Annotated in this window: 11 protein-coding genes; 6 read left to right on the forward strand and 5 right to left on the reverse strand. The window is 62.8% G+C overall.

What is annotated here, in order from left to right; all coding sequences use genetic code 11:
* Positions 1-47 precede the first annotated feature (47 nt).
* From H621_RS0100275 to H621_RS0100290, 4 genes are all read left to right on the forward strand, one after another.
* Positions 48-653, forward strand: a complete 606-nt coding sequence (locus tag H621_RS0100275; RefSeq protein ID WP_028941453.1) for a MiaE family protein — start codon at positions 48-50, stop codon at positions 651-653.
* Between the two features lie 141 nt (positions 654-794).
* Positions 795-1,292 carry a MarR family winged helix-turn-helix transcriptional regulator gene (locus tag H621_RS0100280; protein ID WP_028941454.1) on the forward strand — a complete coding sequence of 166 codons (498 nt, stop codon included), beginning with the start codon at positions 795-797 and terminating at the stop codon, positions 1,290-1,292.
* A 15-nt stretch (positions 1,293-1,307) separates the two neighbouring features.
* Complete coding sequence (locus tag H621_RS0100285) at positions 1,308-2,510, forward strand: HlyD/EmrA/EmrK family protein (RefSeq protein ID WP_028941455.1); 1,203 nt, start codon at positions 1,308-1,310, stop codon at positions 2,508-2,510.
* Positions 2,507-4,036: a DHA2 family efflux MFS transporter permease subunit gene (locus H621_RS0100290; RefSeq protein WP_028941456.1), complete on the forward strand. Its 1,530-nt coding sequence runs from the start codon at positions 2,507-2,509 to the stop codon at positions 4,034-4,036. The genes H621_RS0100285 and H621_RS0100290 overlap by 4 nt, the downstream gene beginning before the upstream one ends.
* Before the next feature lie 84 nt (positions 4,037-4,120).
* Here H621_RS0100290 and H621_RS0100295 read toward each other — a convergent pair whose 3' ends face one another.
* Together H621_RS0100295 and H621_RS0100300 are read right to left on the reverse strand one after the other, a co-directional pair.
* On the reverse strand, positions 4,121-4,843 hold the full coding sequence (locus H621_RS0100295; RefSeq protein WP_028941457.1) for a UDP-2,3-diacylglucosamine diphosphatase: 723 nt from the start codon (positions 4,841-4,843) through the stop codon (positions 4,121-4,123).
* Positions 4,840-5,340: a peptidylprolyl isomerase gene (locus H621_RS0100300; RefSeq protein WP_028941458.1), complete on the reverse strand. Its 501-nt coding sequence runs from the start codon at positions 5,338-5,340 to the stop codon at positions 4,840-4,842. Before H621_RS0100300 ends, H621_RS0100295 begins: the two co-directional genes overlap by 4 nt.
* 236 nt (positions 5,341-5,576) lie before the next feature.
* Here H621_RS0100300 and H621_RS0100305 point away from each other — a divergent pair, with 236 nt between their 5' ends.
* Complete coding sequence (locus tag H621_RS0100305) at positions 5,577-7,280, forward strand: glutamine--tRNA ligase/YqeY domain fusion protein (protein WP_028941459.1); 1,704 nt, start codon at positions 5,577-5,579, stop codon at positions 7,278-7,280.
* Between the two features lie 9 nt (positions 7,281-7,289).
* On the forward strand, positions 7,290-8,672 hold the full coding sequence (cysS, locus tag H621_RS0100310; protein WP_028941460.1) for a cysteine--tRNA ligase: 1,383 nt from the start codon (positions 7,290-7,292) through the stop codon (positions 8,670-8,672).
* A gap of 22 nt (positions 8,673-8,694) precedes the next feature.
* Here the strand turns inward: cysS and H621_RS0100315 are convergent, their stop codons facing one another.
* The 3 genes from H621_RS0100315 to H621_RS0100325 all read right to left on the reverse strand — a co-directional run bounded on the left by H621_RS0100315 (position 8,695) and on the right by H621_RS0100325 (position 11,909).
* Positions 8,695-10,101 carry a sensor histidine kinase gene (locus H621_RS0100315; protein WP_028941461.1) on the reverse strand — a complete coding sequence of 469 codons (1,407 nt, stop codon included), beginning with the start codon at positions 10,099-10,101 and terminating at the stop codon, positions 8,695-8,697.
* A complete protein-coding gene (locus H621_RS0100320) occupies positions 10,079-10,759 on the reverse strand; it encodes a response regulator transcription factor (protein ID WP_028941462.1) in 681 nt (226 codons plus the stop codon). Before H621_RS0100320 ends, H621_RS0100315 begins: the two co-directional genes overlap by 23 nt.
* A gap of 133 nt (positions 10,760-10,892) precedes the next feature.
* Positions 10,893-11,909: a branched-chain amino acid aminotransferase gene (locus H621_RS0100325; protein ID WP_028941463.1), complete on the reverse strand. Its 1,017-nt coding sequence runs from the start codon at positions 11,907-11,909 to the stop codon at positions 10,893-10,895.
* Between the last annotated feature and the right edge of the window lie 46 nt (positions 11,910-11,955).

Below are 11,955 nucleotides of genomic sequence, written 5' to 3' on the forward strand. Positions count from 1 at the left end.
CCGGTATAATCGCCGGTCTTGCCGTTGCCCTGCCTGTTTGTGAGCCTATGTCCCTTATTCCCGAAATCGAAGCCTTTCTTGGATGCCGTACGCCTGATGCCTGGGTCCAGGCGGCCCTTGCCGACCAGGAAACCCTGCTGATCGACCACAAGAACTGCGAGTTCAAGGCCGCCAGTACCGCGCTGAGCCTGATGGCCAAGTACAACACCCACCTGGACCTGATCAACATGATGTCGCGTCTGGCCCGCGAGGAGCTGGTGCATCACGAGCAGGTACTGCGCCTGATGAAGCGCCGCAAGATCGGCCTGCGCCCGTTGTCGGCCGGGCGCTACGCCTCGGGGTTACGCCGGGTGGTGCGCACCCACGAGCCGGTCAAGCTGGTCGACACACTGGTCGTCGGCGCCTTTATTGAAGCGCGCAGTTGCGAGCGCTTTGCCGCGCTGGTGCCGCATCTGGATGAAGAGCTGGGCAAGTTCTATCACGGGCTGCTCAATAGCGAAGCCCGCCACTATCAGGGGTACCTGAAGCTGGCGCACCAGTACGGTGATGCGGCCGATATCGAGCGGGTGGTGGAGAAGGTCAGGGCGGTGGAAGCCGAACTGATCAGCACGCCGGATGAGGAGTTCCGGTTTCACAGCGGAATTCCTGCCTGACCCTGACCCTGACCACTGCACCGTAGCCGTAGCCTGGCGGTTACGGCTTGCCAGATAATGAGCTAGCTAATTAATGCCTTGACGTTAGCTGCTTAAGCAGTAACATTATGTTACTAACTGCTTGAGCAGGTATCTCCCGCCATGCCGCATTACACCCCCGAGAACTTCCAGTCCTGCACCCTCGGCCTGTTGCTGGGCCGTGCCGCGCTGGTCAAGGACCGCATTCTCGACAGCCACCTGCAGGCCTTCGGCGTGACCGCCGCGCAGTTCAAGGTGCTGATCATCGTCGCCCAGTACGGCGTCGACACCCCCGCCGAGCTGTGCCGTTACCTGGCCCTGGACAGCGGTTCGATGACGCGCATGCTCGACCGCCTGGAACAGAAAGATCTGCTTCTGCGCCGCCGCTGTCCGGATGATCGCCGCCAGGTGCGCCTGGCGCTGAGCGAGGAAGGGCACACGCTTGCCGACCAGCTACCGCAGATCGGCGCTGCAGCCATGAACGAGCTGCTGGGCATATTGGCGCCGGACGAGCTGGCAAGCCTTGAAGGCCTGCTGACCAAGGTCCTGCTCGCCGCCGGTGACACCCTGACGGCCCTGCGCACTGCCGCAGCCCAGCCTTCCATTTCTGAACACGCGTAAGCCTAGGTACTCGACATGGCCATTGCCAACACTCCGGAGCCTGCCGACGCCGCGCAGGACCTCAACACCTCGCGCAAGCGCAAGACCTGGCTGCTCGGCCTGTTACTGCTGATCGTCGTGGTCGGTGGCGCCGTCTGGGCCTGGCATGAACTGTACGGGCGCTGGAACGAAGAAACCGACGATGCCTACGTCAATGGCAACGTGGTGGAAATCACTCCGCTGGTGACCGGCACCGTCGTCAGTATCGGCGCCGACGATGGCGACCTGGTGCATGAGGGCCAGGTGCTGATCGAATTCGACCCCAGCGATGCCGAAATCGGCCTGCAGGCAGCCCAGGCCGAGCTGGCCCGCGCCGTGCGCCGGGTACGCGGGCTGTACAGCAACGTTGATGGCATGAAAGCCCAGGTCGCGGCGCGTCAGGCCGAGCAGACCAAGGCCCAGGAAAACTACACCCGCCGCAAGACCCTGGCCGCTGGCGGGGCGATCTCGCTGGAAGAGTTGTCCCACGCCCGTGACGACCTGGCCTCGGCCCAGAACGCGCTGATCAATGCCCGTCAGCAGCTCAACACCACCACCGCGCTGGTCGATGACACCGTGGTGTCCTCGCACCCTGAAGTGATGGCGGCTGCCGCTCAACTGCGCCAGGCGTACCTGGCGGCTGCTCGCACCACCCTGGTGGCGCCGGTGACCGGTTATGTGGCCAAGCGTACCGTGCAGCTGGGCCAGCGCCTGGAGCCGGGCACCGCGACCATGGCAGTGATCCCCCTGGACCAGCTGTGGATCGACGCCAACTTCAAAGAAACCCAGTTGCGCAACATGCGCATCGGCCAGCCGGTCGATATCGTTGCCGACCTGTACGGCAGCGAGGTCAAGTACAGCGGCACCATCGACAGCCTGGGGGCCGGTACTGGCAGTGCCTTTGCCTTGCTGCCGGCGCAGAACGCCACCGGTAACTGGATCAAGATCGTCCAGCGGGTACCGGTACGCATCCATATCAATGCCGAGCAATTGGCGGCGCATCCGCTACGCATCGGTCTGTCGACCCAGGTCACGGTCGACATGCATGACCAGAGCGGCCCGGTGCTGGCCCAGTTGCCGCCGCAGAAGGCCTCGTTCACCACCAAGGTGTATGACCGCCAATTGGTCGAAGCCGACGCCATGATCACCCGCTTGATCCATGACAACAGTGCCGCGGCCAGCAAGACGGCCGCACGATGAGCAACACCGCGTCATTCACGCCGCCGAGCCTGCTGCTGACCACCATCGGCCTGTCGCTGGCGACCTTCATGCAGGTGCTCGACACCACCATCGCCAATGTGGCGCTGCCGACCATTGCCGGTAACCTGGGCGTGAGTGTGGAGCAGGGCACCTGGGTGATTACCTCGTTTGCAGTCAGCAATGCCATCGCTTTGCCGCTGACCGGCTGGCTGAGCCGGCGCTTTGGTGAGGTGAAACTGTTCATCTGGGCCACCTTGCTGTTCGTGCTGGCGTCGTTCCTGTGCGGTATTGCCCGGTCGATGCCGGAGCTGGTCGGCTTTCGCGTGTTGCAAGGTATTGTTGCGGGCCCCCTGTACCCGATGACCCAGACCCTGCTGATTGCCGTTTACCCGCCGGCCAAGCGGGGCATGGCGTTGGCCCTGTTGGCGATGGTCACGGTGGTGGCGCCGATTGCCGGCCCCATTCTGGGCGGCTGGATCACCGACAGCTACAGCTGGCCGTGGATCTTCTTCATCAACGTGCCCATCGGCCTGTTCGCCGCGGCGGTGGTGCGCCAGCAGATGCGCACGCGTCCCGTCAGCACTCGTCGCCAGCCCATGGACTACGTCGGCTTGCTGTGCTTGATCATCGGCGTTGGCGCCTTGCAGATCGTGCTGGACAAAGGCAATGACCTCGACTGGTTCGAGTCGAACTTCATCGTGATTGGCAGCCTGATTTCGGTGGTGTTCATCGCGGTATTCATCATATGGGAACTCACCGACAAGCACCCGGTGGTCAACCTGCGACTGTTCGTACACCGCAACTTTCGCATCGGCACCATTGTCCTGGTGTTCGGTTATGCAGGCTTTTTCGGCATCAACCTGATTTTGCCGCAGTGGTTGCAGACCCAGATGGGCTACACCGCCACCTGGGCCGGCCTGGCCGTGGCGCCGATCGGTTTGCTACCCGTGCTGATGTCGCCCTTTGTCGGCAAGTACGCGCACAAGTTCGACCTGCGCCTGCTGGCGGGCCTGGCCTTCCTGGCCATCGGCACCAGTTGCTTCATGCGTGCAGGTTTCACCAACGAGGTGGACTTCCAGCACATCGCCCTGGTGCAGTTGTTCATGGGTATCGGCGTGGCGCTGTTCTTCATGCCGACCCTGAGCATCCTGCTCTCGGACCTGCCGCCGCACCAGATTGCCGATGGCTCGGGCCTGGCCACCTTTCTGCGAACCCTGGGCGGCAGCTTTGCCGCCTCGCTGACCACCTGGATATGGATCCGCCGGGCCGACCAGCACCATGCCTACCTGAGCGAGAGCATCAGCACCTACGAGCCGGCCACCCGCGAGGCGCTCAACCACCTGGGCGGGGCGAACGGGCAGTCGTATGCGCAGCTTGAGCGCATGCTCAGCAGCCAGGCATACATGATGTCGACGGTGGATTACTTCACCCTGATGGGTTGGGTGTTCGCGGGGTTGATTCTGCTGGTGTGGCTGGCCAGGCCGCCGTTTGCGGCCAAGGCCGGGCCTGCTTCGGCGGGGCATTGAGACATCGCGGGGCAAGTCGCACCGCCGCTCCCACAACCTGTAGGAGCGGCGGTGCGACGTCTCGACTTGCCCCGCGATCAGCGATCAGGGAAAAGCAAACGGCTGCAACTGAAACCCTTGCTCATCCACCTCCAGCGCCCAGCCCTGGCGATCCCAGTCGCCCAGCACGATACGCCGCGCCGGTTGGCCGTCGACCACCAGTTTGTGAATCGCCGGACGATGGGTGTGCCCATGCACCAGGGTGCGCACGCCATACTGGGCCATGATCCGCGGCACTTCCTCCGGGGTCACGTCGACGATGTCGGTGGCCTTCATCCGCGTTTGCGCCCGGCTTTCGCTGCGCAGCTTGCGCGCCAGTTTTTGCCGGGTGCCCAGCGGCAGGTGCCGCAGGATCCACAGGCTGACCGGGTTGCGCAAATAGCGGCGCATCTTCATGTACGCAAGGTCCAGGGTGCAAAGGCTGTCGCCATGCATCAGCAGCACCGGCTCACCTCCCATCTCCACCACACAGGGGTCGGCCAGCAAGGTGCAGCCTGCGGCCTTGCAGAAGGGCTCGCCAATCAGGAAATCGCGGTTGCCGTGCATCAGGAACACCTGTGTGCCGCTGTCGCTCAGGGCGCGCAGGGCAGTGCAGATGCTGGTCTGGAAGGGCGTCATGGCGTCGTCGCCGATCCAGGCCTCGAAGAAATCACCGAGGATGTACAGCGCCCGGGCGTGGCGGGCACGTCCGTCAAGCAGATCAAGAAACGCCCGGGTAATGTCCGGGCGTTCTTCTTGCAGGTGCAGATCAGAGATCAGCAGTATCACTCAATGATCTCGGCTTTCTCGATGATCACGTCGTCTTTCGGCACGTCCTGGTGGCCGGCCTTGGAACCGGTGGCAACGCCTTCGATCTTGTCGACGATGTCCTGGCCTTCGGTCACTTCACCGAATACCGCGTAGCCCCAGCCCTGCACGTTCTTGCCGCTGTGGTTGAGGAAGTCGTTGTTGGAGGCGTTGATGAAGAACTGCGCCGAGGCCGAATGTGGCTCCATGGTGCGGGCCATGGCGATGCTGTACTTGGTGTTCTTCAGGCCGTTGTCCGCTTCGTTCTGGATGCTGGCACGGGTTTTCTTCTGGCTCATGCTTGGCTCGAAGCCGCCGCCCTGGATCATGAAGCCCTTGATCACACGGTGGAACACGGTGTTGTCGTAGTGGCCTTCTTTAACGTACTGAACGAAGTTCTCGACGGTTTTAGGGGCCTTTTCGGCGTCCAGTTTCAGGATGATGTCGCCGTGGTTGGTGCTCAGTTTGACTTTGGACATGCTGGGATTCGCTCTTTCAAGGCATTTGAAATAGGGTCGCGCCGCAACGCGATGTAAACCTGACGCACAGTCTACAACCCGAGATACGTGGCTCGCGGCAGTTTTTTTGCATTGCCGGTCGAATATCCCGCCAGTTTGTCGGCAGGGCGCTGTCGGCAGCTCGACCGCTTCGGCTATGATAAGCGCTTTGATTCAGTCGGCCTACCCAGGCCGTGTACCCGTATTTCAAGGATCCTATGAGCAAGCCCACTGCCGACACCGCTCCCAACGCCGCTGCCAAAGGCGCGCCCGCCGTCCCTGCGAACTTCCTGCGTCCGATCGTGCAGGCCGACCTGGACTCGGGCAAGCACAGCAGCATCGTCACCCGTTTCCCGCCAGAGCCCAACGGTTACCTGCACATCGGCCATGCCAAGTCGATCTGCGTGAACTTCGGCCTGGCCCAGGAGTTCGGCGGAGCCTGTCACCTGCGTTTCGATGACACCAACCCGGCCAAAGAAGACCAGGAGTACATCGACGCCATCCAGAGCGACGTCAAGTGGCTGGGCTTCGAGTGGACCGGCCCGGTGCGCTACGCCTCGGAATACTTCGACCAACTGCACGACTGGGCCGTGGAGCTGATCAAGGCTGGTGATGCCTACGTCTGCGACCTGACCCCCGAGCAGTCCAAGGAATACCGTGGCAACCTGACCGAACCTGGCAAGAACAGCCCGTTCCGCGAGCGTTCGGTCGAGGAAAACCTGGACCTGTTCGCGCGCATGAAAGCCGGCGAATTCAAGGACGGCGAGCGTGTGCTGCGTGCCAAGATCGACATGGCCTCGCCGAACATGAACATGCGCGATCCGATCCTCTATCGCATCCGCCATGCCCACCACCACCAGACCGGTGACACGTGGTGCATCTATCCGAACTACGACTTCACCCACGGTCAGTCGGACGCCATCGAAGGCATTACTCATTCCATCTGCACCCTCGAATTCGAAGGCCATCGTCCGCTGTACGAGTGGTTCCTGGACCACCTGCCGGTGCCGGCCAAGCCGCGCCAGTACGAGTTCAGCCGCCTGAACCTGAACTACACCATCACCAGCAAGCGCAAGCTCAAGCAGTTGGTCGACGAGCAGCACGTCCAGGGTTGGGACGATCCGCGCATGTCGACGCTGTCGGGTTTCCGTCGCCGCGGCTACACCCCGGCCTCGATCCGCAACTTCTGCGAAATGATCGGCACCAACCGGTCCGACGGCGTGGTCGACATGTCGATGCTCGAATTCAGCATCCGCGAAGACCTCGACCGCACCGCGCCTCGCGCCATGTGCGTGCTGCGTCCGCTGAAAGTGGTCATCACCAACTACCCGGAAGGCCAGGTCGAGAACCTCGAACTGCCACGCCACCCGAAAGAAGACATGGGCGTGCGCGTACTGCCGTTCGCCAGCGAGCTCTACATCGACCGCGACGACTTCATGGAAGCGCCGCCGAAGGGCTACAAGCGCCTGGAGCCGGCCGGTGAAGTGCGTCTGCGCGGCAGCTACGTGATCCGCGCCGACGAAGCGATCAAGGACACCGAAGGCAACATCGTCGAGCTGCGCTGCTCGTACGACCCGGACACCCTGGGCAAGAACCCTGAAGGCCGCAAGGTCAAGGGTGTGATCCACTGGGTACCGGCGGCGGCCAGCGTGGAGTGCGAAGTGCGTCTGTACGACCGCCTGTTCCGCTCGGCCAACCCTGAGAAGACCGAAGATGGCGGCACCTTCCTCGACAACATCAATCCCGATTCGCTGCAGGTCCTTACCGGTTGTCGCGCGGAACCTTCCCTGGGCCAGGCCCAGCCAGAAGACCGCTTCCAGTTCGAGCGCGAAGGCTACTTCTGCGCCGACCTGAAAGACTCCCAGCCGGGTCGCCCGGTATTCAACCGGACTGTGACCCTGCGCGATTCGTGGGGCAGCTGAGGAACGCTCGTGCTTACCATCTACAACACGCTTAGCAAAACCAAGGAAGTCTTCAAGCCGCTCGAAGGCAACAAGGTGCGCATGTACGTCTGCGGCATGACCGTGTACGACTACTGCCACCTGGGTCACGGCCGCAGCATGGTCGCCTTCGACCTGGTCACCCGCTGGCTGCGTTACAGCGGCTACGACCTGACTTACGTGCGCAACATCACCGACATCGATGACAAGATCATCAACCGGGCCAACGAGAACGGCGAGTCGTTCGACGCGCTGACCGCCCGCATGATCGACGCGATGCACGAAGACGAGCGCCGCCTGAACATTCTGCCGCCGGACCAGGAGCCGCGTGCCACCGACCATATCGCCGGCATGCACGCGATGATCCAGACCCTGATCGACAAGGGCTACGCCTATGCACCCGGCAATGGCGACGTGTACTACCGCGTCGGCAAGTTCGTCGGCTACGGCAAGCTGTCGCGCAAGAAGATCGAAGACCTGCGCATCGGTGCGCGGATCGAGGTCGACGAAGCCAAGCAGGATCCGCTCGATTTCGTCCTGTGGAAGGGCGTAAAACCGGGCGAGCCGAGCTGGGAATCGCCATGGGGCCCGGGCCGTCCGGGCTGGCACATCGAGTGCTCGGTGATGTCCACCTGCTGCCTGGGCGAGAGCTTCGACATCCACGGCGGAGGCAACGACCTGGAGTTCCCGCACCACGAAAACGAAATCGCCCAGAGCGAGGCCGCCACCGGCAAGCAGTACGCCAATTCGTGGATGCACTGCGGCATGATCCGCATCAATGGCGAGAAGATGTCCAAGTCCTTGAACAACTTCTTCACCATTCGCGACGTGCTCGACAAGTATCACCCGGAGGTGGTCCGCTACCTGTTGGTGTCGAGCCACTACCGCAGCTCGATCAACTACTCCGAAGACAGCCTGCGCGAGTCCAAGGGCGCGCTGGAGCGTTTCTACCATGCCCTGCGCGGCTTGCCGCGAGTCGAGGCCAAGGGTGGCGAGACCTATGTCGACCGCTTCACCCTGGCGATGAACGACGACTTCGGCACCCCCGAGGCCTGCGCCGTGCTGTTTGACCTGGTGCGCGAGATCAACCGCCTGCGCGACAGCGAGCCCGAGGTCGCGGCTGGCCTTGCCGGTCGCCTGCGTGAGATGGGTGACTTGCTCGGTGTGCTGCAACTGGATGCCGACGACTTCCTGCGTGCCGGTGCCGAAGGCAAGGTCGATGCGGCTGAAGTCGAAGCCCTGATCCAGGCGCGCCTGCAGGCACGTGCCGACAAGAACTGGGCAGAGTCCGACCGCATTCGTGACCAGATCACCGCCATGGGCGTGGTGCTGGAAGACGGCAAGGGCGGGACTACCTGGCGCCTGGCCGACTGATCAATCGCGGGACAACCCGCTCCTACACTTTAGGAGCGGGTTGTCCCGCGATCAGGGCCCGACAAATCACCACCAACCTCGCCCCACCCAACTCACTCGTCCCGACCTCCAAGTCAAAGCCATGCAAATCGACAATCGCCGCAACGATTGACAACCCCAGCCCGAACCCCGGGTGCCGATGGCCTTCCTCGCTGCGATAGAAGCGCTTCAACACCGCCCCGCGTTCGTCCTCGGGAATCCCCGGTCCGCTGTCCTCAATCTCAATCTGCACAGCACCGGCATCACTGCTGGCGCGCATTCGCACCTGGCCGCCTGCGGGGGTGAACTTGATGGCGTTGCCGAGCAGGTTGGCCAGCGCCTCGAACAGTAGCTCGCGATCGCCATGCAGCGGTGGTAGCTGGGCAGGTACCTCCAGGCTCAGGCGAATTTCGCCATCCTCGGCCAGCGGCAAGTAGAAGTCGTGCATCTCCAGCAGCAGGGCTCGCGGGTCGAGTTCGACAAAGCCGGCACGGCGCTGGCGGTCTTCCAGTTCGCTGATACGGAGCAAGCCGCGAAATCGCGCCATCAGCGTGTCGGTCTCGCCAATGGCCTGCTCCAGCGCTTCGGCCTGGGGCGAGTCGTCGCCGGCCTGCTGGCGGATGCGGTAGAGCTGGGCGCGCAGCCGGGTCAGTGGGGTGCGCAGGTCGTGGGCAATGTTGTCGCACACACCCTTGACCTCATGCATCAGCCGCTCGATGCGGTCGAGCATGGCGTTGACGATAGCCGCCAGCATGTCCAGCTCGTCACGCCGCTGCGACAGCGGCAGGCGTCGGGTCAGGTCGCCAGCGACGATCTGCTCGGCAGTCGCCTGGATCGCGCGGATACGCTTGAGCGGTCGGCGGCGCAGCAGGTACCAGCCGGCGATGCCGGGAATGATGGTCAGCGACAGGCCCCAGAGCAGGGCATGGAGGATGATGCGAGTAACCACGAACAGCGAGCCGTTGTCGCGCACCAGGATCAGCCAGCGGCCATCGCGCACTTTGATCGCCACCGCGTCACAGCTGTCGCGGGGCAGGTGTGGGTCGTCGGCGTCCAGGCAGCGGTTCAACTCATGGATCTTGCCGTCCAGTCCCAGGTCTGCCGGTACCTGGCGGACCTGTCCGCCGAGGGGATTGAACTGTGCATCGAACAGGCCGTAGGCATCGAAGCTGCGTTCCTCGAAGGCCTGGCTTGCGATCAGGGCGTCGTCGAGCTGCTTGCCGCTCATGTGCGCGAACAGGTGCTGGCGCTGCAGCAACGAGTGACGGGTGAGTTTGTTCAGGTAGCCAGAAACCTCGAAGTACAGCACTCCCATGAGGATGCTGCTCCAGGCTACGAACAGAAAGCTGTAGAGCGCAAGCAGACGGCTGGTGGACGAGCTCCAGCCCTTAGACGGGTTCGGCAATGGCATAGCCCGAGCCCCGCACGGTCCGAATCAGCGGGGCCTGGCCGGCGGCGTCGATCTTCTTGCGCAAGCGGCCGATATGCACGTCGATCAGGTTGGTGCCGGGGTCGAAGTGATAACCCCAGACTTCCTCGAAGATCATCATCCGGGTAATCACCTGGCCGGCGTGGCGCATGAGAAACTCCAGCAACTTGTACTCGGTGGGCAACAGGTTGAGGGTGTGCTCGCCGCGCCGTGCCTCATGGCTGATCAAGTCCAGCTCCAGGTCGCCGACCTGCAGGCGGGTCTGCGCCAGTGGCACGCTGTTGCGTCGCAGCAGCACTTCTACGCGGGCGGCCATTTCGTCGGAGGCAAAGGGTTTGGTCAGGTAGTCGTCGCCACCGGCACGCAGGCCGCGCACCCGTTCGTCGACATCCGACAGGGCGCTGATCATCAGGATCGGCGTGACGATCTTGAGGTTGCGCAGGGTGGTGACGATGGTCAGGCCGTCGAGCTCGGGGAGCATGCGGTCCAGGGTGATCAGGTCGTAGCCGCCGGCAATGGCCTTGGCCAGGCCCTCGCGGCCGTTGTCGGCCCAATCCACTTCCAGGCCATGGCTGGAAAGTTCGGCGACGATCTCTTGTGCGGTGACCGCATCGTCTTCGATAGTCAGTACGCGGGGCATGCTATTACCTGGGCGGCGAGTAGAGACTTGATTGTGCCAAAGAATAGGCGGTGCCCGGGTTAAAGAAAAATTCATGATCGCCAGGCAGCCCGCCCCATGCCGGAGCGGGCTTGCCCGCGATGCTGTCAGGTCATCAAACCTTAACGATCCAGCCCGCCGGCGCTTCAATGTCGCCACTCTGGATACCGGTCAGCTCCTGGTAGAGCTTCTGGGTAACTGGGCCCACTTCGGTCTCGCTGTAGAACACGTGCAGGTTGCCGTTGTACTGGATGCCGCCGATCGGGGTGATCACCGCGGCGGTACCGCAGGCACCGGCTTCCTTGAACAGGCCAAGGTTGTTGATCAGTACGTCGCCCTCGATCACTTTCAGGCCCAGGCGCGATTGCGCCAGTTCCATCAGCGACAGGCGGGTGATGCCCGGCAGCACCGAGGCCGACTTCGGCGTGATGAACTCGTTGTTGGCGGTGATACCAAAGAAGTTGGCCGAGCCGACTTCCTCGATCTTGGTGTGGGTCAACGGGTCAAGGTAGATGCAGTCGGCGAAACCGGCCTGCTTGGCCTTGTAGCCTGGCTGCAGGCTGGCTGCGTAGTTGCCGCCGACCTTGGCGGCACCGGTGCCTTGTGGTGCGGCGCGGTCGTAGTCGGAAATCAGGAACTTGTGCGGGGTCATGCCGCCCTTGAAGTACGAGCCGACCGGAATGGCGAAGATCGAGAAGATGAACTCCGGGGCGGTACGCACGCCGATGTTGTCGCCTACGCCGATCACGAACGGACGCAGGTACAGGGCACCCTTGCCATACGGCGGCACGAAGCGTTCGTTGGCCTTGACCACTTGTTTGCAGGCCTCGATGAACACATCGGTAGGCACTTGTGGCATCAGCAGGCGGTCGCAGCTGCGCTGCATGCGCAGGGCGTTCTGGTCAGGACGGAACAGGTTGATCGAACCATCCTTGCAGCGGTACGCCTTCATGCCTTCGAAGCATTGCTGGCCATAATGCAGCGCGGTCGAGCCTTCGCTGATGTGCAACTGGTTGTCTTCGGTCAGGGTGCCCGCGTCCCACTCGCCGTTACGGAAGTAGGACAGGTAGCGCTTGTCGGTCTTGATGTAGTCGAAGCCCAGCTTGTCCCAGTTAATGCTTTCGTTACTCATGGCACCCTCGAATGGTTGGCATATGCCTGATGGCTCAGGCGGCTGA

Origin of the sequence: Pseudomonas vranovensis DSM 16006 (assembly GCF_000425805.1) — a bacterium.
Lineage (GTDB): Bacteria > Pseudomonadota > Gammaproteobacteria > Pseudomonadales > Pseudomonadaceae > Aquipseudomonas > Aquipseudomonas vranovensis.

Excerpts from the sequence above, each read along its gene's own strand:
- H621_RS0100315 (WP_028941461.1), bottom strand. The coding sequence starts at position 10,101 with ATGCCATTGCCGAACCCGTCTAAGGGCTGGAGCTCGTCCACCAGCCGT.
- H621_RS0100305 (WP_028941459.1), top strand. The coding sequence starts at position 5,577 with ATGAGCAAGCCCACTGCCGACACCGCTCCCAACGCCGCTGCCAAAGGC.
- H621_RS0100285 (WP_028941455.1), top strand. The coding sequence starts at position 1,308 with ATGGCCATTGCCAACACTCCGGAGCCTGCCGACGCCGCGCAGGACCTC.
- H621_RS0100290 (WP_028941456.1), top strand. The coding sequence starts at position 2,507 with ATGAGCAACACCGCGTCATTCACGCCGCCGAGCCTGCTGCTGACCACC.
- H621_RS0100325 (WP_028941463.1), bottom strand. The coding sequence starts at position 11,909 with ATGAGTAACGAAAGCATTAACTGGGACAAGCTGGGCTTCGACTACATC.
- H621_RS0100280 (WP_028941454.1), top strand. The coding sequence starts at position 795 with ATGCCGCATTACACCCCCGAGAACTTCCAGTCCTGCACCCTCGGCCTG.
- H621_RS0100275 (WP_028941453.1), top strand. The coding sequence starts at position 48 with ATGTCCCTTATTCCCGAAATCGAAGCCTTTCTTGGATGCCGTACGCCT.
- H621_RS0100320 (WP_028941462.1), bottom strand. The coding sequence starts at position 10,759 with ATGCCCCGCGTACTGACTATCGAAGACGATGCGGTCACCGCACAAGAG.
- H621_RS0100300 (WP_028941458.1), bottom strand. The coding sequence starts at position 5,340 with ATGTCCAAAGTCAAACTGAGCACCAACCACGGCGACATCATCCTGAAA.